20 protein-coding genes and 1 pseudogene are annotated in these 22,352 nt (G+C 58.4%); 13 read left to right on the forward strand and 8 right to left on the reverse strand.

Features of this window, described 5'->3' with window-relative positions; all coding sequences use genetic code 11:
• The 4 genes and pseudogenes from LQ215_RS01895 to LQ215_RS01910 all read right to left on the reverse strand — a co-directional run.
• Nucleotides 1–208, reverse strand: a pseudogene (locus LQ215_RS01895) (cbb3-type cytochrome c oxidase subunit I); the annotation flags it as partial.
• 15 nt (nt 209–223) lie between these two features.
• On the reverse strand, nt 224–1,081 hold the full coding sequence (locus tag LQ215_RS01900; RefSeq protein WP_230147165.1) for a c-type cytochrome: 858 nt from the start codon (nt 1,079–1,081) through the stop codon (nt 224–226).
• A 433-nt stretch (nt 1,082–1,514) separates the two neighbouring features.
• A complete protein-coding gene (locus LQ215_RS01905) occupies nt 1,515–1,865 on the reverse strand; it encodes a hypothetical protein (RefSeq protein WP_230147166.1) in 351 nt (116 codons plus the stop codon).
• Nucleotides 1,866–2,945: 1,080 nt separating this feature from the next.
• Nucleotides 2,946–3,914 (reverse strand): AraC family transcriptional regulator, encoded by a 969-nt coding sequence (locus LQ215_RS01910; RefSeq protein ID WP_230147167.1) that lies wholly within the window; start codon nt 3,912–3,914, stop codon nt 2,946–2,948.
• Between the two features lie 102 nt (nt 3,915–4,016).
• Between LQ215_RS01910 and LQ215_RS01915 the strand changes: the two genes are divergently transcribed.
• From LQ215_RS01915 to LQ215_RS01940, 6 genes are all read left to right on the forward strand, one after another.
• A complete protein-coding gene (locus LQ215_RS01915; protein WP_230147168.1) occupies nt 4,017–5,267 on the forward strand; it encodes an MFS transporter in 1,251 nt (416 codons plus the stop codon).
• 49 nt (nt 5,268–5,316) lie between these two features.
• Nucleotides 5,317–6,642 carry an MFS transporter gene (locus tag LQ215_RS01920; RefSeq protein ID WP_230147169.1) on the forward strand — a complete coding sequence of 442 codons (1,326 nt, stop codon included), beginning with the start codon at nt 5,317–5,319 and terminating at the stop codon, nt 6,640–6,642.
• A gap of 53 nt (nt 6,643–6,695) precedes the next feature.
• Nucleotides 6,696–8,348, forward strand: a complete 1,653-nt coding sequence (locus LQ215_RS01925; RefSeq protein ID WP_230147170.1) for a N,N-dimethylformamidase beta subunit family domain-containing protein — start codon at nt 6,696–6,698, stop codon at nt 8,346–8,348.
• A gap of 140 nt (nt 8,349–8,488) precedes the next feature.
• Nucleotides 8,489–10,141, forward strand: coding sequence for a RopAA-2 (locus LQ215_RS01930; protein WP_230147171.1), 1,653 nt, complete (start codon nt 8,489–8,491; stop codon nt 10,139–10,141).
• Between the two features lie 196 nt (nt 10,142–10,337).
• Nucleotides 10,338–10,637, forward strand: a complete 300-nt coding sequence (locus tag LQ215_RS01935) for a hypothetical protein (protein ID WP_230147172.1) — start codon at nt 10,338–10,340, stop codon at nt 10,635–10,637.
• Nucleotides 10,638–10,727: 90 nt separating this feature from the next.
• Nucleotides 10,728–12,734: a M10 family metallopeptidase C-terminal domain-containing protein gene (locus LQ215_RS01940; protein ID WP_230147173.1), complete on the forward strand. Its 2,007-nt coding sequence runs from the start codon at nt 10,728–10,730 to the stop codon at nt 12,732–12,734.
• Here LQ215_RS01940 and LQ215_RS01945 read toward each other — a convergent pair.
• Entirely contained in the window at nt 12,687–13,541 is an 855-nt protein-coding gene (locus tag LQ215_RS01945) for an AraC family transcriptional regulator (protein WP_230147275.1), read from the reverse strand. The two genes, LQ215_RS01940 and LQ215_RS01945, sit on opposite strands and share 48 nt — an antisense overlap.
• Nucleotides 13,542–13,713: 172 nt before the next feature.
• Between LQ215_RS01945 and LQ215_RS01950 the strand changes: the two genes are divergently transcribed.
• The 3 genes from LQ215_RS01950 to LQ215_RS01960 are packed head-to-tail and all read left to right on the forward strand — an operon-like array spanning nt 13,714 to nt 16,791.
• Nucleotides 13,714–15,723 (forward strand): FUSC family protein, encoded by a 2,010-nt coding sequence (locus LQ215_RS01950; protein ID WP_230147174.1) that lies wholly within the window; start codon nt 13,714–13,716, stop codon nt 15,721–15,723.
• The gene (locus LQ215_RS01955) at nt 15,713–15,928 is read left to right on the forward strand and encodes a DUF1656 domain-containing protein (RefSeq protein WP_230147175.1); all 216 of its coding nucleotides are present in this window, start codon (nt 15,713–15,715) and stop codon (nt 15,926–15,928) included. Before LQ215_RS01950 ends, LQ215_RS01955 begins: the two co-directional genes overlap by 11 nt.
• The gene (locus LQ215_RS01960; RefSeq protein ID WP_230147176.1) at nt 15,925–16,791 is read left to right on the forward strand and encodes an efflux RND transporter periplasmic adaptor subunit; all 867 of its coding nucleotides are present in this window, start codon (nt 15,925–15,927) and stop codon (nt 16,789–16,791) included. The genes LQ215_RS01955 and LQ215_RS01960 overlap by 4 nt, the downstream gene beginning before the upstream one ends.
• A 29-nt stretch (nt 16,792–16,820) precedes the next feature.
• Here LQ215_RS01960 and LQ215_RS01965 read toward each other — a convergent pair whose 3' ends face one another.
• On the reverse strand, nt 16,821–17,558 hold the full coding sequence (locus tag LQ215_RS01965) for an NAD-dependent epimerase/dehydratase family protein (protein WP_230147177.1): 738 nt from the start codon (nt 17,556–17,558) through the stop codon (nt 16,821–16,823).
• Between the two features lie 196 nt (nt 17,559–17,754).
• Between LQ215_RS01965 and LQ215_RS01970 the strand changes: the two genes are divergently transcribed.
• The 4 genes from LQ215_RS01970 (at nt 17,755) to LQ215_RS01985 (ending at nt 20,336) form a co-directional block, all read left to right on the forward strand.
• Complete coding sequence (locus tag LQ215_RS01970) at nt 17,755–18,531, forward strand: EAL domain-containing protein (RefSeq protein WP_230147276.1); 777 nt, start codon at nt 17,755–17,757, stop codon at nt 18,529–18,531.
• A gap of 224 nt (nt 18,532–18,755) precedes the next feature.
• Nucleotides 18,756–19,205, forward strand: a complete 450-nt coding sequence (locus LQ215_RS01975) for a hypothetical protein (RefSeq protein ID WP_230147178.1) — start codon at nt 18,756–18,758, stop codon at nt 19,203–19,205.
• A gap of 185 nt (nt 19,206–19,390) precedes the next feature.
• Complete coding sequence (locus tag LQ215_RS01980; RefSeq protein ID WP_230147179.1) at nt 19,391–19,828, forward strand: hypothetical protein; 438 nt, start codon at nt 19,391–19,393, stop codon at nt 19,826–19,828.
• A 247-nt stretch (nt 19,829–20,075) separates the two neighbouring features.
• Entirely contained in the window at nt 20,076–20,336 is a 261-nt protein-coding gene (locus tag LQ215_RS01985) for a DUF2790 domain-containing protein (protein ID WP_230147180.1), read from the forward strand.
• A 44-nt stretch (nt 20,337–20,380) separates the two neighbouring features.
• Here LQ215_RS01985 and LQ215_RS01990 read toward each other — a convergent pair whose 3' ends face one another.
• Complete coding sequence (locus LQ215_RS01990; RefSeq protein ID WP_230147181.1) at nt 20,381–21,313, reverse strand: LysR family transcriptional regulator; 933 nt, start codon at nt 21,311–21,313, stop codon at nt 20,381–20,383.
• Between the two features lie 71 nt (nt 21,314–21,384).
• Nucleotides 21,385–22,335, reverse strand: coding sequence for an aldo/keto reductase (locus LQ215_RS01995; RefSeq protein ID WP_230147182.1), 951 nt, complete (start codon nt 22,333–22,335; stop codon nt 21,385–21,387).
• Between the last annotated feature and the right edge of the window lie 17 nt (nt 22,336–22,352).

The raw sequence follows: 22,352 nt of genomic DNA on the forward strand, positions 1-22,352 counted from the left end.
AGGTTGCCCCCATGAACCCGGTCAGCACCCAGACGATCAACAGATTGGTGTGTATCGCCTTGGTGACATCAAAGGGCAACACGTCCAGCAGGGGATCCGGTCCGAGGTATTTGGCCGCCGAGAGCAATCCGAATACCAGTTGCAGACCGAATAGCGCCATGGCGACGGCGAAGTACCAGTAAGCGACGGATTGAGATCTGTAACGCATGGTCATCCCCTTTGATTACTGGAACGACGCCAGATAGGCGACCAGTTGATCGATCTGTTCGGGTGTTAGCGATTTGGCGAAGGTGTCCGGCATGAAAGACATACCATTGGCGGAATACATGTCGCCCGGATGCAGGTAGGCGCTTGGCGTGACGATGGACTCGCGGATGAAGCCTTCGACGTCCTTGGCCTTGCCCTTGTAGTCAGGCGAGGCAATGACCTGTTTGGCCCGAGCAGCCAACCCGGCCAATGTTGGTCCGGCGAGATTGACCCCCGGTGCAATCGAATGACAAGCGCTGCATACCGGTGTGGCAGTGGTTCGAAACAGCGCCTCGCCCAAGGCGATAGGGTCTTCCTTGCCGGACACCGGGCGTGCGGCTGGTGGCTGGTTGCCACTGGCGACGTTCTGTTGCGCAACGGTGAGGTCCATGCCGGGAATCGACGTGCCGGTAACCAGGATCGGCCGCGGTGGCCAGCCTTGATTATCGACTTTGCTCACCCAATCCATAAAGGCGATCAACGCCGCGATTTCTTCGTCGTTGAGTTTTAGGTTCGGCATCAACCGGCGATGACGTTGCTCGTCATAAAATTTTGAGGGGTCTTTGAGGAACGCGGTGAGATATGGGGTGCCGCGCTGCTGGGTGATTTTCGTAAGGTCCGGAGCGTAATACGCGCCTTCACCAAACAACGTATGGCAATTGATGCAATTGTATTCATGCCATACATCCTTGCCGCGAGTGACTTCTGGCGTGATCTGTTGAGCGTTGGTCAATTTTGGAAACTGCCGGTGACTATCAACCGTCATGCCGAGAAACACGACGGCGGCGATGGCCGTCGATATCAGCGCGAACGAGCGTGTCTGGCGTTTGTTCATTGCGAACTCCCTAGACGCCGATACCCGTCCAATAGGTGATGCCGATAACGCTGGCATAAACGACCGCGCTGGCCATCAGCACGAGCACGGCATAGCTGACTATCTTCAAAGCTTTTTGCACGGCTGCATCCCGAGTAGAAAGTGCAGTTGGAAAGTTCCTGGGAAAGCGCTCTGCCGGTTGGGTATTATTAACGATACCAAGCGCTGCATATTTGAGTGTGGTGGTTCAAGTTGTGCGAATGAATGAACTTGAGGGTAGTAGGCTTTGCATGGCTGTCAAGAAATTTTATAAATTTTAACCAGTCGTAGTGACGGATACATAGAAGAAATTGAAATAATCGAGGTGAAGCAAATGATCAGCATATCTCTATTGAAAGGCCCGCAAGCGGGCCTAAAAGGGGGTCTATTAGTCGGATGAAACTGTTCCGGCTTCTTACTCCTCAACTGCCACCAGCCGCGCACCTTTACGCGTGACCTGCTGCCCGACTTCAAAACTGGCATTGGGTAAGCGCACTGTACTAGTCTCGCCTTGTGTGTTTTTTACTTCATAAGCGGTTTCAGATTTACCAATCCCTGTTTGCACCGCACTGCCTGCGAAAAAACCGCCAGCTGCGCCGACTAATGCACCAATCGGCCCCCCTACCGCGCCAACCATCATTCCGGTCAAGGCGCCGAAACCCTTGCCGGCAGTTGTGTCGGGCACTTCACGGATTATCTGGTCTGCCAGGCATAGCGGAGACAGTAGAGCACACAGGGTAAAACTGAGCGCGATTGAACGAGTCATGACATTGTCCCTTTGAGGTTTGCGTTAAGTTTAATACTCAATACACAAAACGGGACAAGAATTTTATTCAACAATATCAATTGGTTAGGTAATTGAATGGTCATTACGACCTAGTCCGGAAAGGGTCATAATGATAAAACGATAGTCAATGTGACTTCTCGACTGGTGGCTTATTCGGCGGCAGCTTACGGGACAGGCAGTGAAGCGCCGCTAATAGACAATCCACCTCCTGAGAATGTGCGACGCATCGGCGCGGGCAACAAATTCTTCGGACGATGCATGGTCGCCATAGTTATGAAAACTTTATCTGATCCAGAGTCCATTAGTGTGGGCGCGATTCGGATATGTAAGTTGCTGAAACTTGAATATTGGCTCGGTCCAACAATACCAAAAGTGCTAACTATGACTATGAACATCGACTCCGTTTACTGTCTCTTGGAAGGCTAAGGCGTAGCGTTAAACGCTTCACCATCGATTGATGGTCTGTCGCCTGAAATTGTATTTGCAGGGGGGTTGGCTCGGAAATTTCGGTCACGGTCAATGAATAATTTATTCAAAGCTGTATTTTAGACGAAAGGCGATAAAATCAGACATGAATACCCGTCAGGAGAAGTTTTCGTGCAATTACGAAAAATATATCGACCTGTTGGGAGATGACTATTTGTCTACTGGATAATCGCTTAGATAAATATTGAACCACTGGTTCTGATAATTGGTTTGACCCGTTTATAGAATATGATTGCTGTTTTCGTGAGTAAGGAGGAGTGTTGATCACATAATTTCAGTTAAGAGCGATTGAGCATAATCGTTACTCGACGGGTGTTTTTTCAGAGGTCGATCGCTCAGCGAATCGATGCACCGTAGGGGCAATCATCGGGGATACTTTAGGGGGAAGGATCTGACGTCAGAGTGACCGGAGGCTGACAGGAACATATCAGGCGTTGGGCGAGTCGGCTTCTGCCATGATTGGCCTTTCAGAAGACGCGCTATCAGAGCAATGGCATTGAGGGTTTGAAGAAACTGACCGAATCAAATTTGTCCGGAAGCAGAGGTGCGCTTTCCTCTGCATTGCGCCTGGCTTCAGGAAACAGCCGACTGCCTCGACTGACGGCTTAACCCAGGCGTCTTGCCCGTAATACGCTTGAATGCGCGGCTGAAAGCCGCCTGAGAGGTATAGCCCAGACGCTGCGCTACCTCTTCAATCGGCAGCCTTTCGAGCGTCAACCACTGGCTCGCAAGCCGCATCCGCAGCTCAGTGACGTAGCGCAGCGGGGCCATGCCAATCGTCGCCTGGAAACGGTCGGCGAAGACCGAGCGCGAGGTATTGCATTGCTCCGCCAACTGCGCAACGGTCCAGTCGTGCCCCGGTTGTTGATGGAGCGCGAGAAGCGCACCTGCCAAGCGCGGATCGCGCAATGCGGCGACCAGGCCAGAGGCATTCCCGCAGGCGCACTCCACCCAGCCGCGAACGACCATGGCGGCCACCACGTCGGCCAAACGCGCGAGGATGCCGGCGAAGCCGACACGTGCGGCGCTGACCTCGCGTTCCATGGTGGTCAGGATGGGCACCAGTCCGGGGTAACGCTGGCCACCGGCATCGATCAGCATCAGGCCCGGCATCAGGCTGCCCAGGCCATGGATACTGCCCAGTTCAAACTCCATGCAGCCACTGAACAAAACGGTAGTCGGCGTGGGGCTGGCATCGGTTCCGGTCTCTACCGCGCTGACCGTATCACCGAGGGGCGCGCCGTCCAGACGGTCGATGTCCTGAACAGGCACGTCCGTATGGGAAAGCAGTTGATGGGCCGCGCCATGGGCGATGAATACGGCATTGCCGGCAGACAGCGCGTACGTTGTCCCGTCCTCCATCCGCAGCACCGCATTGCCGACCGCCAGGAAGTGGAACCAGGCATGCCCAGGTTTGGCAGCGAAGCCCAGGCCGAAGGCTGGGCCGGCTTGGATGCGCCGGTAATCGACGCCACGCAGGCGCATGCCGCGCAACAGTTCGTTGATGAGATCCGAGGAAAGGACAAACTGATCGGTAGGCATAATTCAGGCGTTTCAGTCAAAAAAACGAGGTTTTCGATCATAGATCATCCAGCGCCCCGCGCCTAGACTGCGGGTCGCCATTCAGATTGGGAGATCCGTGCAATGACTGATTGTGTTTGTAACGCCGTATCCGACAGCCGTCCTGGCGCCGGGCTGGATGTCGAACCCGCAACCCCTGCGTGGATGGCCGTCTTCTCGTTGGCCATGGGTGTGTTCGGATTGCTCACCGCCGAGTACCTTCCGGCCAGCCTGTTAACGCCGATGGCTACCGATCTGGGTGTGTCCGAAGCGCTGGCTGGCCAGGCGGTAACGGTGACAGCAGTGGTGGCATTGTTCGCTGGCCTGTTGGTGCCAGGCCTGACTCGCGGTATTGACCGCCGCTGGGTGCTGCTGAGCTTTTCCACCTTGATGATCGCCTCCAATCTTTTGGTCGCCGTTTCCTCCAGTTTCGCGGTGCTATTGGTGATGCGTGTCTTGCTGGGCATTGCCCTTGGCGGGTTCTGGAGCATGGCGGCGGCGGTGGCGATGCGCTTGGTACCGGGGGCTTTGTTGCCCCGAGCGCTCTCGATCATTTTCAGCGGCATTGCTGTCGGGACGGTGGTTGCGGTCCCGCTGGGCAGTTACCTGGGTGGGCTCTATGGCTGGCGCAGCGCGTTCTTTGCAGCGGCGGCGGTAGGTTTGGTGACCCTGGCTTTCCAGTCGTTCACGCTGCCGCGCCTTGCGCCGCGCACGCCGGCACGGTTGCGCACCGTACTCGAGGTTTTGCGGCGCCCGGGCATCGCCATGGGGATGTTCGGTTGTGTGCTCGTACACAGCGGCCACTTTGCGATGTTCACCTATGTTCGGCCATTCCTCGAGGGCACCACCGGCATCGGCCCGCAAGGGTTGTCGCTGATGCTGCTGGGTTTCGGTGTGGCGAACTTCGGCGGCACGCTGTTGGCTGGGTGGCTGCTTGAGCGTCACCCGCTGGCCACCCTGGTGTTGATGCCCGCGCTGGTGGGCGTTGCGGCACTGGCGTTGGTTCTGTTGCCGGCCTCGGTGCCAGGGCAGGCGGTGCTGCTGGCGATCTGGGGCCTGGCCTTTGGCGGTGTGCCGGTGGCGTGGTCGAACTGGGTCGCCAGCGCGATACCCGATCAGGCGGAAAGCGCCGGGGGCATGGTGGTGGCGTCTGTGCAGTCGGCCATCGCAACGGGCGCCGCTGCTGGCGGTGCGATGTTCAGCCTCGGTGGCAGCGCAGGCGTATTCGTGGCGGCGGCCGTGCTGATGCTGCTGGCCGCGCTGCTGATTGCGTGGCGTGTCCGAGTGCCTTCTGCCCATGGCAGTGCCCAGGCGAGGCCGGCGCTGCACCTTTGATCCGGCTCCCCCAGCCGCCTCGATTCCGTCCGTAACCCGGAGATAAAACATGAACAATACGACGTCTCACCAAGGACGCCTGAAATCCTTGCGCGCGGCAGGTATAGGCAATGCGCTCGAATGGTTCGACTGGACGCTGTACGCAACCTTTTCGGTATACCTGGCAAGCAATCTGTTCGACAAGACCGACGCCCGTTCGGCGATGCTCGCGACCCTGGCCGTGTTTGCGGTGGGCTTTGTCGCGCGGCCTATCGGCGGATGGTTGTTTGGCCGGCTGAGCGACCGATTGGGGCGCCGGACCATCATGGTGATCACGATGTTGCTGCTGGCGATCAGCAGCCTCGGCATCGCGGTTATCCCCGATTACCAAAGCATTGGCTTGTATGCCTCGGTCGCGCTGCTGTTTTTCCGGCTTACGCAGGGGCTCGCCCATGGCGGCGAGACAGGGGTTTCCTATACCTATGTCGCCGAAATCGCTCCAAGCAAACACCGTGGCTTATGGTCCAGTTCAGTCTATGTCGGGGTGACGCTCGGGGTGATGGCGGCGACGGCCATGGCAGCGACGCTGACCTGGCTGCTGGGTGCACAGGCCATGGGTGACTACGGCTGGCGGATCGGCTTCGCCATCGGCGGGCTACTCGGTATCTATGCGCTGTTTCTGCGCCGCGGTGCGCAGGAGTCTCATGTATTCGTGGAGCAGCAGGGCCTGGCTCGGTCGCCGCGCAAGTTATCCAGAGGGGAGAGGCTGCGAGTCGCGCGCAATATCGTCATGCTCGCAGCGGCCGCCAACGTCACTTACTACGCTTGGGTCACGTTCGGCGCTTCGACGGCCATTGCCCGGGGCATGGACGCCACGGGTGCCTATATAGCGAGCCTCTTCGCGCAGATCCTCTGTGTGTGCTGGTTGCCAATCTGCGGAATGTTGTCCGATCGTTTCGGCCGCCGGCCCATGGTCATCGCCTGGGGCCTGGGCGTGATCCTGCTGACTTATCCGATCTCGATCATGGTGACCACTGAGCCCTACACGCTGTTCCTGGCTCAGGTCGTGGGGCTAGGCGCCTGGTCGTTGATCGCGGCGATTTTCCCCGCGGTGCTGTCCGAGCAGGTGCCGACCCAGGCGCGGGCGCAGGGCGTTGGGTTGGTGTCGTCGCTTTCGGTGGCGATCTTTGGCGGCACCGCCCCCTACCTGCACAGCTATCTCAGCGGCGCTGATCTTGGCTATCTGTACATCTGCTACGTCATGGGGTTGGGGCTGGTCACCGTCGTGGCCGGTTTTCTGATCGACGAAACAGCGGGCATCGATCTTGCGGACATCGAGGCACCCGGCGCTCGAGTGGCTGCTGGCTCACGGCCGTCGATGGCTTCTCAGGAATAAAAACAATTGGCTTGTCGACCCGCAGGATCAGCGGATCAAAGGAGTGCGATTCAATGAATTCAACAGACCACAAAAACACCGCGGCACGAGGTGAACGGCCGGGCGCGGGTGTGACCGTCAGCCAGACGTCGGGGCCACGTCAGGCCGCGCGCGAGACTTGGGTCGAAGTCCCTTCCGAATCGGGCCCGGCGGCCGCTTGGTGCTACTCGGATCGCCGCTCCTATAGCCCGGGTGACTCGGTGCGCCTGCATCTGTCTTCGAATCGCCCGCAAGTGAGATGCAGGATCTATCGTGATGGAGCCATCGTTCGCACGCTGCATGAAACCGACAGCCTTGACGCTCGATTCCACGCGGTGCCCGAACGTGCCTATGAGCAGGGGTGCCAATGGCCAGTCTTCATGCAGTGGTCGATCCCGGCAGATGCCGAGCCGGGTGGCTATGTCGTGGAAATACGAGATAGCGCTGGCAACGTCCTCGGGCATCATCTGTTCATCGTCAAGACGGCGCGCAAGCGCGTCGATGCCTTGGTGCTTGTCGCGGCCACGTCGACCTGGGCCGCTTATAACGATTGGGGCGGCGCTAACCATTATTTTGGTCTCCATCCCGGTACGCCCCGCGGCCGCTCACCGGTGCTCTCGGCACAGCGCCCCTGGGCGCGGGGGCAGGTCTGGCTGCCCGAGGATGCCCCACGTTCCGTCAACGCGACCCGGCAGCGCAGGCCCGGGCCGGCGCGCTACGAGTTCATCGAATGGGCATCCCTTAACGGCTACGCCAAATACTACGCGCTGGCGGGATGGGCCTCCTACGAAAGACCTTTTGTGGTCTGGGCTGAACAGCAAGGCTATACCGTCGATATCCTGACCCAGGACGATTTGCACCACGACCCGCGCGCGCTTGAGGGCTACGCCTGCGCGGTCTTCGCAGGGCACGACGAGTACTGGACGCGGGAAATGCGCGACCATGTCGACGCCTTCGTCGAGGGCGGCGGCAAGGTCGCGCGCTTCGCCGGCAATTTCATGTGGCAGATTCGCTTGGAGGATGAGGGCCAGCGGCAGGTGGCCTACAAGTACGATGCCGGCGCGCTTGATCCTGTGGCGGCTACCGACCCTCGTCGGCTAACCGGCGCCTGGGAAGATCCGAGGGTGGATCACCCCGGGGCGAGAACGTTTGGGGTCAATGCATTGCGGGGGATATATGGCGGCTTTGGGGCAATGGCACCGCGCAATCCTCGCGGGTATACAGTCTTCAGGCCCCAGCACTGGGCGTTCATGGGCACGGGCCTGGGTTACGCGGACATGTTCGGAGACGAAGCCAATATCTTTGGTTATGAGGTGGATGGCTTGGAGTACACGTTTGTCGACGGCCTCCCAGAACCGCTCGGCACAGACGGCGCGCCCTGCGGATTACAAATCCTCGCCATGGGCTGGGCGACCAATGCCGAGCACGGTCGATCCGAGGATGCCTATTCGTTCATGCTCGGAGATGGCGATGCCCGGTTTCGTGCTTCCGTCCTGGCGCCAGACCTTGGCGAGGCTGGCATCGATCTGCACAGTCGCGGGGCCGGCATGGTGGTGCACTTTCATAAAGGTCGAGGTGAGGTCTTTACCGCCGCCACGTGCGAATGGGTACATGGGCTTATGCAGGCAGACATCTACACCGAGATGATTACAAAAAACGTGCTCGATCGTTTCTTGCGCAATACGTAGGAGGTTCGCCGATAGTTTTCATTTTTATTACATCCGTTGGAACGCTTCTCTCGGCACGGTCACTCAGGTGTAAGGATGCCGCCGCTCATACCGGGGCCATTTGCATTCTTCTATCTGCCGATCACTAAGAGATCAATGCCATGGATACGCCTAATGTACGTGCAAGCCGCGAGCTGACTCGTGTACCTGATGAGATACAGCAGGAAGCAACGCAACAGGCCCCTCACTCTCCTGACCTCGGCCCTATCGGGTTAGCGATGAGCGTGCGGCTTCAAAACCATTTCGAGGCTCACCTTGAAACAGAAGCAGACTCCGATCAACCCGCTGCCCCTGCTTCAAGCGCCCGCAACGCGGAGCTGACCGCCATTCGCGATGACCGTGCTCAACGGTTGGAGGCAGGGGGCTATAACGTCCATGACATGGAGAAGGCGGAAAAAAACGCCGCCAGAGCCGACCGATTGTTTGCGTCAATAAAGTCAGGGATGGGAGGGACGCCCTTTGCGGCGCTTACCGAGGCAGGAAATTTCCAGCCGTCCATCCTCCAGGTAGCGGGCAAGCATGCCAATACCGTACGCGAAGCGGCTATAGAAAACGCCATGGCATGCTTGTATGCCGGTATGGCGGATGCTGGCGGTAACAAGCTGATTGCCGGCTTCAAGCCTGGTTATTACCTTAAGCCCGAGAGCAATACGCTGCACCCGGCGCTGCAAGCATCAGTGGCGCAAAAGCTGCTGGCGTTGGACAAGGGTCCATTGCGCAATGCTTTTGACGAAGCCAATAAGTGGCTCACCGGGTTTGCCGTACGAAACACTGCAATGTACGCGTCAACGCTTGCCATGACGGCTGCTGGCAAAGAGCACCTGGATGCGGTCCTGCAGCCTGCCCTGCGGCCGGTCACGGCGATCATCGTGGGTATGGCAATCGAGCATTACAACGTGAGCCGCGATCGCACTAACCACTTGGCTGACCCTGCGATGCTCTATGGTCGTCGCGATGCTGTACCGCAAGGGCAGGCTCATAAGCCTATCGATCAAGATACCGAGTGGCTGGATGACTTCAGGACTTTAAAGGATCTCGATGCCACTGCCCTGGTCAAGATGGTCTCCGCGCGGCTGGGTGAAGGCGCGGCTACGGCTCTGAATGCGGTCATCAGCGGCGATGCCTTGAAAGAGATAGCAGACCCGGTCAGTGTCTTGGGAAATGGTCTCCTGATTGGCGGCTTTTCTGCGATGGGTGCGGGTACAGCCGCCACTGCTAACTTGGCCAAGTCGAAGGAGCTGGGAAAAATGGCGGCTACCGCAGCCTCGGAGGGTGTAAAAAACGTATTGGGAACCGTGGCTTTCGGGCTGTGGGCAGCTGGCGCCTCGCTAGGTGGATCATTGCCGAAAAAAGCCGTCGCTGCTGTCGATGCCCATGTACCAAAAGCTGTAGAAGGGAGCGCAGATGCAGCAGGCAGGGTGGCGGTCAAGGGAGGTGAGCTTGCAGTCAAGACAACGCTCACCGGCGCCAGATTTGTCAAAGAGACGGCTGTTTCAGCGACCCACCACACAAAAAGTGCAGCCCAAGCGGCAGGAGATGGAGTCATTAGCGTTGCCAGCGCCATCGGCACCACCACCCAATCGGCCTGGAACCAAAGCGTTGGAGCCCTGAGGCAACGCCCCACGGCCACCCCTCAAAACCAAGCCGTGCAGGGTCAGAGCATCCCCATGCAGCCGCTCGCAGCTACGCAGGTCCAAGCATCGTCCTCAGCGCCCGCGCGTCCGCCTGCTCAGGATGATGGCGATATCGTGTAGCAGCCTTCCACGTCGCTCATTTCAGTCTTTCCTCAATGTCCAGGGATCGGACATTGGCGGGACGTTTAAGGGCCGCGGCGCCCGTGAGGCAGAGAGTAGGCAATATCCCCGGGAAAATGACGGTCGTCAGACCCTGGGAACGACCCGCTGTGCTTGTAAGTCTACCTGTATCTGCTCATGGGTAAGGTACAGCGCAATGGATAAAACAATCACCGTGGATCAACTGGCGACGACTGACCTTGGATCATTCAATGAGATATGGCTCGGCGGGACTCACACCCAGCTATGCCTATGGCGTGGCGCACAAGTCTTCACTCACGAAATGCTCAGCGAGGGCACCCACGATCAGAATGTCCGACGCCTGTGCTTGCAGTTGGTCAACCCTGACGATCAGGCCGCAGTGGCCAGCGTTGAGCTGATCGCGCGCGAACGGCTGAAAAAGATAGGGAAGGAGGGTGAGTTTTATCCGGCTGAGGAGGCGGACACCCACCTATAGTCGCTCTGCAGCTGGCGAATTCGGGGTTAACGGCTACTTTTTAGAAGGCGAAATTCACGGCGTATCCCATCGACACCGCGAGGCTCAAGCATGACCAGCTCAAACATCAGCGCCAGCGCGGCGCTGCGTGCCGGCACCGGAAAAACCTTCGTGGACCTGGAAGGCTATAACGACACCGCCAAGATAGCGGTGGGGCCGGACGGTAAAATCTGGCTCGCCGGGATGACATGGGTGGAGACCGGACAATTCGAGTACGAAGGCTATCGGACTTCTTTGGTTCGTCTTGATGCCGACGGCACGATCGACACCACGTTCAGCGACGATGGCAAGGCCTTGCTTCCTCGCGACATTTACCCGGGCCAGGGTTATAGCGCTGCTGTACAGGCCGACGGGAAGTTCCTGATCGTCCATCCGCATTTCTCTGCCCCGACCATCGTCATGGTCCGTCTGAACACCGACGGTTCGGTGGATCAAAGCTTCGGCGTCAATGGAACCGCCACCGCACCGGCGGCATGGGGGGATTCGGCCAGCGCGACCGTACAGCCGGATGGCAAAATCCTCGTGTCCAATCATGATTCCTACGACCACCGTTTTTCCGTCAACCGCTTCAACGCCGACGGTACGGTTGATTCGAGTTTCAACGGCGGCAACGCCGTAGAATTTACGGTTCCCGACGTCAACACACTTGAGGGCTTTGGCCTGACGCTGCAAGCCGACGGGAAGATCCTGGTGCCAGGTTACAACGGTGCGTTCGTGGTCGCGCGGTTGAATCCCGATGGGTCCCTGGACACCAGCTTTGGCACGGACGGCACGGCCGACATCGAAGTGGCTGGCCTGGCGAAATCCATCACAGTGCAGGGCGACGGTAAAATCCTGGTGGCGGGTTATAACGAGCAAGACGCAACCGGCTATGACTTCAAGATCATCCGGCTGAATCAAGACGGAACCTTTGACACGAGTTTTGGCAACGAGGGCGTCGCTGTATTCGACCTGGCCGGGGGCAGGGATACGGCCCGGGACATTACGGTGCTCGCCGACGGTAAGATCCTGGTGGCCGGGCAGAGCAACTATTTTGGCAACACTGACTTCAGCATCATCAGGCTCAACCCTGACGGAACACTGGATACCACCTTTGGAGCGCTTGCAGGTGTGTTGCCCCAAATTGCCGGAGGCGTGGGCGACGATGCTCTCCATGGTTCTTATGTCCCGGAACACCTCAGTGGTCATGACGGCAACGACCTGCTCGATGGAGGAGGGCAGCGGGATGTTCTTGAGGGTGGTACCGGCGCCGATGTGTTCCGAATCACCTCCATCGGCGACAGCTACCGCACCGACACTCAGGCCTTCAGCGATCGCATCGTTGACTTCGATGCCAACCAGGACCGTATCGACCTGTCTTCGCTAGGTTTCAGCGGGCTGGGCAACGGGCTTGACGCAACCCTGGCGGTTCAAGTCAATGACACCGGCACCCGCACTTATCTGAAAAGCTTTGAACCGGACGGACAGGGCAATCGCTTCGAACTGGTACTCGACGGCGACCTCGCTCAAGCCCTCAACGAAACCAACCTGGTGTTTGCCCAAAGCCTGATCCAGGGGACGGAGTCGGCCGATCGACTGGTTGGTTCCGCTGTGGGCGATGTGCTCCTTGCCGGTGGTGGAAACGATGTCGTTTCGGGCGGCTCCGGATACGATCTTCTCGAAGGTGGCTTGGGTCGAGACGTGCTCAACGGTGGCGAGGGGGCGGACGTGTTCCGCTATGAGTCCAGCGAAGACAGCTTCCGCACAGCCGATGGGAATTTCCAGGATCGGATCATCGACTTCGATCCTGATACCGACAAGATAGACGTATCCGCGTTAGGCTTCACCGAGTTGGGGAACGGCTACAACTCAACCCTGAAGGCGGTGCTGAGCGAGGACGGTCAGCGAACCTACCTGAAAAGCTACAGCGCCGACGAACAGGGACACCGGTTCGAAATCACCCTGGAAGGCGATGTGGCCTCGCAACTTCGAAGCGATAATTTTATCTTCGCTTCGGGTGACGAACCCTTTTCAGAGCTGCAGCTCCTGGGAGTGTCGGCGCCCGAGCAGTTTGGGTAGTCCTCCCACCGAGGCAGTCATCATCCCGCGTTGTGCAAAATACTGTGCGGGCGTGCTCCCCAGGGCCTTTTTGAACATGGTGATAAAGGCGTTGACCGAGTTGTAGCCCAGCTCGGTTGCAACGTTCTGCACCTTCGCACCACTGGCCAACTCTCGCAGGGCAACGACAAGGTGCAACTGTTGCCGCCAGCGTCCAAACGTCAGGCCCGTTTCACGAATCATTAATCGAGACAGCGACCTGTCGCTCATCGCCACGCGTTTGGCCCATTCGGCTGACGTACTACGGTCGGCAGGATCGAGCGTCAGTGCATGGGCTATTGCACGAATTTTGGGATGACTGGAAATGGGGAGGTTGAAGCGCTCACGCGGCATTTCGACCAGTTCGTCGAGGATCACTCTCGCAAGCCTGGCGGCATGGCCAACCGAAGGATAATCGGCAGGCTCCTGTGCCAGCCGATCAACCATTTCCCGGATCATTGGGGAAATGGACAGCGTGCAGCAATCCTCCGGTAGCTTCGCCGCGCCGGGGTTCACGAACAGATAATTGAGCCGGGCATTCGCTGTCGCCCGTGCGCTATGGGGCACGCCGCCCGGAATCCAGACACCGCAGCCGGGCGGTACGATCCAGATCTCGTTGTCCGCAGTACAAGTGACGGCCCCATGCAGTGCGAGGATCAGTTGGCCCTTGCGATGCACATGCGTCGGCACTTCCGCCTGGTGATCTGCAAAGTCGAGCTGCCGGGCCACCGCCGGCCGATCCGTGAGGTCGGGGTCGAAGACAGAGACGGCTGATCGTGTGGGTGGCATCAGTTGGCAGCTTTTAGGGATATTTTGGAAGAATACTGAATTTATTTGCGTTTGCAACGCAGCAATAATGGTTCGCATGAACATTCTATCTGCTGTGAACAAACCACCAGGGCACGTCGGCATAGCGCACGCGGTGGGGTCCTTCCTGCGAACCCCTGCCATGAGGACAGATGTGGATGCGGTGCTGTTTTCGGCGAAGAGCTTTGCCGCAGCGATGTTGGCCTACTATGTTTCGCTGCGTATAGGACTGGCCAATCCTTACTGGGCAATAGTGACCGTCTACATCGTCTCGCAGACCTCGGCCGGTGCGTCGCTCAGTCGCGGTGTCTATCGCTTCGTGGGAACCCTCGTCGGGGCGGCGGCAACGGTGGCGATCATTCCGAATTTCGTGAACGACCCTATCGTATGCAGCGTGGTGCTCGCCTGCTGGATCGGCCTGTGTCTTTATTTCTCGCTGCTTGATCGCACCCCAAGAGCCTATGCTTTCGTTCTTGCGGGTTATACCGCGAGCCTGATCGGATTTCCCAGCGTCGTTGATCCAGGCGCGGTGTTTGATACAGCCTCCGTGCGGGTCCAGGAAATTTCCATCGGGATACTGTGTGCCGTTCTAGTGCATCGCTACATCCTGCCCAAACGTATGACGGGTCAGTTCATTGGCAAGCTGTTGGCAGCGCTGTGGGACGCCCGCCAGTTGGCCGCTGACGCCTTGAAGGGAACGCCGAGTGAGAATCGTCGCGACCGGACCCAGCTCGCCGTGGATCTTCTTGCCCTTCAGGGGCTTGCAACGCACCTACCCTATGATCCGGGCCCTGCGCTGCGGCACGAGTCGGTACAGCTGATCCATGACCGGCTCGCGCGATTGCTTGCGCTCGCCGCGGAAATCGAGGACCGGGTCCATGCCCTGGGTATGGGTGGCTATAACGCGCCCGATGAACTGGTCGCTTTGCTCGATGATCTCGCGAGATGGATCCCCGCTGCCGAGGTGGCCGACCGGGAGCGCGCCGCGAAATGTTTAATCGCCCGCGCGCGGGGGATCAACAATCGTTTCGGCGTAGGCGCCGCAACGCCTGGCGTCAGGCTTGCCGCTAATCTCGCCGGTTACCTTGGCGAAATGATCGGCCTGCTCCAGGACTGCGACAACCTGGGGCGCCACGTCGTGACTGCCGAGCAATCACACGAGACGACAGCGCTTCACTGGCCCAAGCCCGCGAAGGGCTACATCTATCACCGCGATCGCTGGATGGCGGGCCGGGCCGCGTTGGGTGCCATCGTCGGCATCCTGATCAGTTGCGCTTTCTGGATCGGGTCGGCCTGGCCTGAGGGCGCGACGGCCGTATCGATTTTCGGCGTCTGTTGCACGCTGTTCGGGAATGTCGATGCGCCAGCCCCTAACGTCATCAAATATATGCTCGGCTCGGTCTATGGGGTGGTCATCAGCTTCGCCTACAGCTTTGTCATTCTTCCCCAGGTCACGGATTTCGCTCTTCTTGTCGCGGTGCTGGCACCGGCGTTCCTGTTCGCCGGTTCCCTGCAAGCGCGTCCGCCGACAACGTTCATGGCGCTCGGTATCACCCTGACCATTCCGATTCTTTCGGGGCTGCGCGCGACCTACGCCGGCGACTTCGCGGCATCCCTCAATACCGTTGTTGCGCTCTTCGCGGCGGTCGGATTCGGGGCGGTCAGCATGACCTTGTTCCAGACCGTCCCGGTCGACGCGGCGATCAGCCGGCTGCTTCGATTGAGTCGCAGGGGCGTTAGCCGTCGAGCGTTGGGTGATGTACCCGATGACCGGCATTGGACGAACCTTATGATCGATCGCACGGCGCTGCTGCTACCCAGGTTGCGACTGTCCAACAAAGGCTATTCAGACGTTCTCGACGATACCTTGCACCATCTGCGTGTCGGCCACGCTGTTGGATCGCTTCGCAAGATCATCCCGCAGGTCGACGGCGACATTGCCGAAAAACTCGGTGAGCTGCTTTGTGCGATCGCCGCACGCTTCAGCGCCAGAGACCTTCAGGAGCATGTTGATTCGATCGGTTTTGACCAGCGTATCGAGACCTTGCAGGCGATGATCGCTGACAGCTCGATCAATGACCGCTCGCGGATCGCCGAGCTGCTCATCGACCTTGGGTTTGCCCTAGGTTCCAGTCATACGGCGAGGGCGCCTCATGATCGTTGATCTCGACGTCGGTGGCGTCCTCATCCCCGGTTTACTGGCGCTGCTATTCGTCGCCATTTTTTCCACCGTCGCGATAATCCGCGTCCTCTGCGTCGTGGGCATCTACCGCCTGTTCGCTCACCGGCCGCTCGTCGAACTCGCCATTTTCGCGCTCATCTACGGTTTGCTCGTGCAGCACCTGCCCTCAATCGGACACTTATCTTGAAGCCTGTTCTATCCTTGCTCAGCCGCTATGCCCTGACTCTTAGCCTCGTTGCGGGCGCCACGCTCATTGCGCTGGGGGCGTGGAACCATCACGAGCGAACGCCCTGGACTCGCGACGGGCGAGTGAGCGCGGATGTCGTGCAAATCGCACCGGAAGTCTCCGGTACTGTCAGTGCCGTCCCGATCGTTGATAACCAGTATGTCCATCGGGGTGACATTCTTTACGTGATCGACCCGCAGCGGTACCGGCTCGCATTGGCGGCGGCCGAAGCCGACGTCGAAGCCAAGCGTCAGGACAGGCTCGTTCGCCAGGCGGCGGCGCGGCGGCGCGGCCAACTCCGCGATATCGTGTCCCAAGAAGATGTTCAGCAAACAGGAGGCGCGGCTGCAGTGGCGGGCGCCACCTATCAAGCAGCGCTGGCGGCTCTGGACCTCGCCAAACTCAATCTCGCCCGCTCTACTATCCGCTCGCCGGTCGATGGCTATGTCACTAATCTGAGGTTGCGCCCTGGCGACTATGCGACGGCCGGTTCGGCAACGGTTGCTGTCCTCGACGCGGCGAGCTTCTGGGTTACTGGTTATTTTGAGGAGACGAAGATCCGGCAGATCCGCGTTGGCAAACCGGCGCGGATCATGCTGATGGGCTTTGATCAGCCTGTGTCGGGGCATGTCGAAAGCATCGGTCGCGGGATCGAGAACAGTAACGATTCGCCAGGTCATCTCGGCCTGCCCAATGTGGCGGCGACATTTACCTGGGTGCGTCTTGCGCAGCGGATCCCGGTGCGTATCCATATCGATAGCGTGCCAGCAGGCGTTGAATTGGCGGCGGGTATGACCGCGAGTGTTGAGATCATCCCGCTTTGAGGCGTTGTGCTTTTCAGCTGGCCAATCAATCAGGGGAGGGCATGTCCCTCTAAAATCTCGAATCCATCGTCAATGGGGGCGTAACCAACAACTTCTCGGGTCTTATCAATGGAAAGGCGCTTGTATCTATTGTCTGATACGCCATGAACCACATGGAACCCGTTCAGCTCTGCATCCACGCAACTTCTAAGTAACGCTACGACATCCCTCTCGCTGATAAACGCAGCTACATCCCTGTGGCTGTGGGTCTCTCCAGGATGAAACTCGGCTACGTTTGCAATGCGGACGGCAATGGTTGTCATTTGGCCATCGTTTGCATACATCGATGCGAGAGCCTCCCCAAATGCCTTGCTAACCCCATAAAGATTTCCTGGCCTGAGCGACATATGTTCATGTACCTGGACGTCCTTCGGGTAACCCTCAATGGCTTGGGCACTGCTCGCAAATATGAACCGCCTGCAACCTTGTGCCTTCGCGGCGAACAGCATGTTGTAGGTGCCAACAATATTTACAGGCAGGAGGGAAGTCATGAAGTTAGCGTCTGGACTCGGGTCAGCAGCTAGATGAATCACGGTGTCGATGCCTTCGCAGGCCTCAAGGCAGCTTGACTGATCCCTGACATCAAGAGCGAAACTGTGTGCGGATTTCGGAAATTTCCGTACATCGATATCAGCGAGACGCAAATCCAATAGATCGGCTTGCGCGGTCCAAAAAGCAGTGCCAATCCGACCCGCCGCACCTGTGACTAAAATTTTTCGCGCGCTCATGTATGTGTCCTTACCGTTAAGCTGCATTGAGCATTTGAGATCAGCAGTGCCTGATACAGGTCGCACCGATCAAGGTGAGCGGTGGGGGGCCGGCCGATAGTGCTTCAGAAACTTCGGCCCGCGCCGACTCAGATGGTGTCGGCTACAGTTCCTTGTAACCGCAGGAATGTATCACGACCGCCACGGAATATTGATCATGACGAAACACCCTCCGTTCCAATCGCTCGGCTGCGCCGAATGCCGCAACCATGAGGCGTTGGGGTTTGATTTCACCATGGCCTTCCAACCTATTTTCAACGTCCGGACACGCGCTGCGTTTGCTTATGAGGCGTTGGTCAGAGGTATCAATGGCGAATCGGCTGGCTACATCCTGGGGCTCGTGAACGACAACAACCGCTACCGATTCGACCAGGCTTGCCGGGTCAAAGCGATTGAGGAAGCCGCAAGGCTGGGCCTGCTGGAGATTCCCGATTGCTTGCTGAGTATTAATTTCCTGCCCAACGCCGTATACCGGCCAGAGACGTGTATCCGGGCCACCCTGGAAGCGGCGCGCCTGACCCATTTCCCGCCGGAAAGGCTCATGTTCGAAGTGACCGAAGGCGAGAAGGTAGTAGACCCTGAGCACCTCAAATCGATTTTCGTGGAGTACGAGCGCCAGGGTTTCATTACCGCCGTCGACGATTTTGGCGCGGGCTATTCGGGCCTCAACCTGCTGGCCATGTTCCAGCCGCAGGTGCTGAAGATCGACATGGCACTGACCCGAGGCATCGATCGAGATCCGGTCAAACAAGCGATCGTCGAAGGCATCATCCTGGTCGCCAGGCGCTTGGATATCCTGGTCATCGCCGAAGGTGTCGAGACCCGTGAAGAAAGCTCGACGCTTCTGGGCATGGGGATCGAGCTGATGCAGGGGTATTTGTATGCAAGGCCTGAGGTCGGTCATCTTCCGGCTGGATGTTTTGACTTGGGGTGATGGGTCCAAGCGCCGTCGAATCCCTGGATTCACTACGACAGAAGTGCCTCTGATTACATCCAGTTATCCAAGAAAACCGTGAGTATGTCTGTGGATAACCACGCCGATGCCAGGTAGGCTCAGCGTTTTAGCGGGCGCTCAAAAAATGTACAGGCAGGTTGGCATCATCCCGCCGTAGGTCATTGAGTTTAAACACCCCTGAAAACCGGAATCACCTTGCATGCATGTTTATCCTGCCAACAAATTGGAGCAAGGTTTTGAAACTCATATGGACTATCAGCGTTGGAATACTGCTGGCGGGGTGCACAAATACACCCACTAATCTCATGTCTGATCCAGACAGTTACGATGGGTCGATCCAGGCGAACGTTACAGTCCAATCTGCGTACCGCAACATCCGTCAGGCAAGCCGAATTTGTTTGGAGCATTCCCCGCTGGGAACTCCGGTCACCACAGAAAGCGAGTTCGATTCAGAACTCGGTAGCGGGCAGATCACCCAGCGTATGGTCGCCCAAGGCGTGAGGCTCAGTTTGGCGATCATCAATATCGAACCTACCCCCGGGGGCATCGCTGAGATAAAGCTATACACCCTCAAGGGCTGGAGTTCGATCGGGGTCAAGGCGCCTACGTTGGACAAGCTTCGTTCGTGGATCAAAGGTGATCAATCTTGCTAAACGTCGACTGCATTGTGACGGGCTGTTCTTCGCTTCTCGCGCCGGGCTCGGATGTGTTGCGGTCTTTTCTTGGATGACCGCGTTCCTGGTGGTGCGCTTCATCCATACAGCAGTTTGATCAAGCACTCAACGGCTACGGGGCGGGTCGGCCCTGGTGTCGCTATCCTTGCGCAAGGAGCTAAATCGTGACCCACCAACATCCTGGAGTTCGCTTCTCTGATATCGAAACAGCTGTGCCCACAACCCCGGGCCTTTATCAAATCATCACTGACGTCGGCGAACTGCTGAAGGTCGGCATCAGCGTTAATCTTCGCAAGAGGCTGATTCAGCATCGACAGTCAAAACAGTCTCGACTGAAACTCAGGGAAGGAGGCAACTGGCGTAACCCGGCTGACGTCATCAGCAAGCAATCGATCCTCGCCAAGCATCTTTACTTTTCACCGCCAGTTTTGGGCTATGACCTGCAGACCGAAATCGGCCGGCAACGTTATCTGGAGGAGCGGTGTCACGTTCTCATCACCCCGACCAAGACACGGGAGGAGGCCAGGGATTTGGAGCGACCGAAGGAAAAAAGCGGCGATTATCGATTTGGAGGAAGGGTTAAGGCCCTCTCGCTCGACTGAGACTTATGGCATGCGCCCCGGACTGGTTTTATAGGCAGAGACGGGGTTGCGGCGCTGCCGCTTTTTTGCGATCGATCTATACCAGCGGTCTAACGAAACTTGGCTGACGACACCCGCGATTCATACAAATTCCGGCAACAGTCTTTGTCCAACCCCCCAATTTTTCCTTCATCCCGCTCCCCCTAACATCGTCCACAAGCCGCCAGCAATCGCGCTCCGCGGCTCCCCCAACGAGACGGTGAACATCATGACCTTCAGAAAGACAGCCCTGCTTTTATTCCTCGGCAGCCTCGGCGCCAACGCCTATGCGGCGGACAGCATCGAGTCAAAAAACATCCCAGTCGAAACCTACGCCTACGCAACCAAGCTGGACATCAAGCACGTCATCTTCATCACCGAACCGGCCAGCGAGTGCGCGCCAGTACCTGTTCAGATGACCTATGAAGACTCCTACGGCGAGCGCCATGTTCTGCAGTATCAGGTGATGGGCACCGGCTGCTCCAATTGAATCCGGTGCAGGCGACGGAGGGTCGACACTCCATGCGGCTGTGCTCAGTTTTTTGATCCGACGATGTCTTCATCCGATGCCAGCAGCTCTGGGATCGATTGCTTGAGAAATTCCACCCAGGTTTTGATTTTCGCATCGACGAATTTGCGCGACGGGTAGATCGCGAACAGGTTCAATTCTTCCAGCCGATATTCCGGCAAGACCCGCAGCAGCGTTCCTGCCCTCAGGCCATCCACCGCCGATGCAATCGGCTGTATGCCAATCCCCATGCCTTTCTTGATCGCGATGGTCATGCCGTCGGCGGTGTTGATGTGCAAGGGTGACTCGGGAATGGTGATGGTTTGCATGCCCTCGGGCCCCTCCAACGTCCAGTTATCCATTGGCATCACCGTGTTGACGATGCGCAGGCACTCGTGTTCGCCAAGGGCGGCGGGGGTGCCGGGCGTTCCGTGTTTTTCCAGGTAGGCCGGCGAGGCGCACAGCACGCTATAGGTAATGCCCAGCCGTTGGGCAACGAAGCCGGAGTCGGGCAGGTCGCGAGCCAGGACGATGGACATGTCGAAGCCTTCTTCGAGCAGATCCGGGATGCGGTTGCTCAGGGTCAGGTCGAACATCACCCTGGGATGGATCTCGCGGTAGCGTGCGATGGCGGCGATGACGTAGTGGTTGCCGATGGCCGACATGGTGTGGATTTTCAGGCGGCCGACGGGCAAGGTCTGGGCGGTGCCGGCTTCTTCGTCGGCATCGCGCAGGTCGTCGATGATCTTTTCGCAACGCTCCAGATAGCGCATGCCGGCTTCGGTCAGGGCGAGGCGTCGGGTGGTGCGGTTGATCAGGCGTGTATGCAGCCGGGCTTCGAGGGCTGTGATGGCTTTCGAGACGTTGGTTGTGGTGGTGTCCAGCGACTGCGCGGCGGCGGTGAAGCTGCCATTTTGGGCGACGGCGATGAAAAAACGCATGCTCTGGAAGACGTCCATCGGGGGCTCACGGGTATTCGCTGGAAAAATGAAGTGGCGGCCGCCCGGGGAGGCAGCCCCTCTAACGAGTGTCAGTTCTTGCGCGCAATAAACCCCGGCACTCCAGTCTCCACCACGGAGTTGAAGCGAATCCGTGTGGTGATTTCATCCTTGATCTCCTGCATTGCGCGTTGCGGCAGGGTGCTGATGTCGAAGTTTTCCTGAATGTGCCCAGGCGTCGCCGAGGTGGTGAGGAACGCGGTGCCGCGCTGCGCCGCCCAGGCCAGTAGGACTTGCGCTGGGGTCTTCTGAATGCGTTTGGCGATGCCGGTGATGACCGTATCTTCCAGCAGATTCGGCTGCATGCCATGGCCCAGCGGGGCGAAGGCGAGGACGATGATGCCGTGCTGTCTGCAGAACGCCAGCAGCTCCCATTCCGGCAAGTAAGGATGCGATTCGATCTGCACCACAGCGGGTTTGATCCGCGCGACGGCAACGATTTCCTTGAGGGCGCCGAGTGTGATGTCCGAGAGACCGATGGACTTGCAGCGGCCTTCATCCACCAGGTTTTCCAGCGCGCGCCAGGTCTCGATCAGCTTCACTTCGCCGTCGTAGATCACATGCCCGAACGCGTCGCGAGGGTCCTGATCGTCACCGGGCTGGAAGGCGAACGGCGTGTGGATCAGGTAGCAGTCAATGTAGTCGACTTGAAGGCGCCGGCAGCTCGCTTCGAAGGCGGCTCTGACTCGCTCGGGGCGGTGGTTGGTGTTCCACAGTTTGGTGGTGACGAACACGTCTTCGCGATGGATTCGGCCGGCAGCGAACACCTGCTGGAAGGCAACGCCGATCTGCTCTTCATTGCGATAGCGTTCGGCGCAGTCGAAATGACGAAAGCCGACTTCCAGTGCGCATTTGACCGCTTCGGTGGTGGTGCTCAGGTCGCGCAACAGCGTGCCGAATCCCACCGCCGGCATTGCGCCAGCGCCATTGTTCAGCGGCAAACGGGTGTCGCGCAGTTCGTCGTGGAAGGCTTCGTAGGTCATGACTTTTTTCTCCGTCG

It is taken from the genome of Pseudomonas brassicacearum (assembly GCF_918698105.1).
In the GTDB taxonomy this organism is placed as follows: Bacteria; Pseudomonadota; Gammaproteobacteria; order Pseudomonadales; family Pseudomonadaceae; genus Aquipseudomonas; species Aquipseudomonas brassicacearum_F.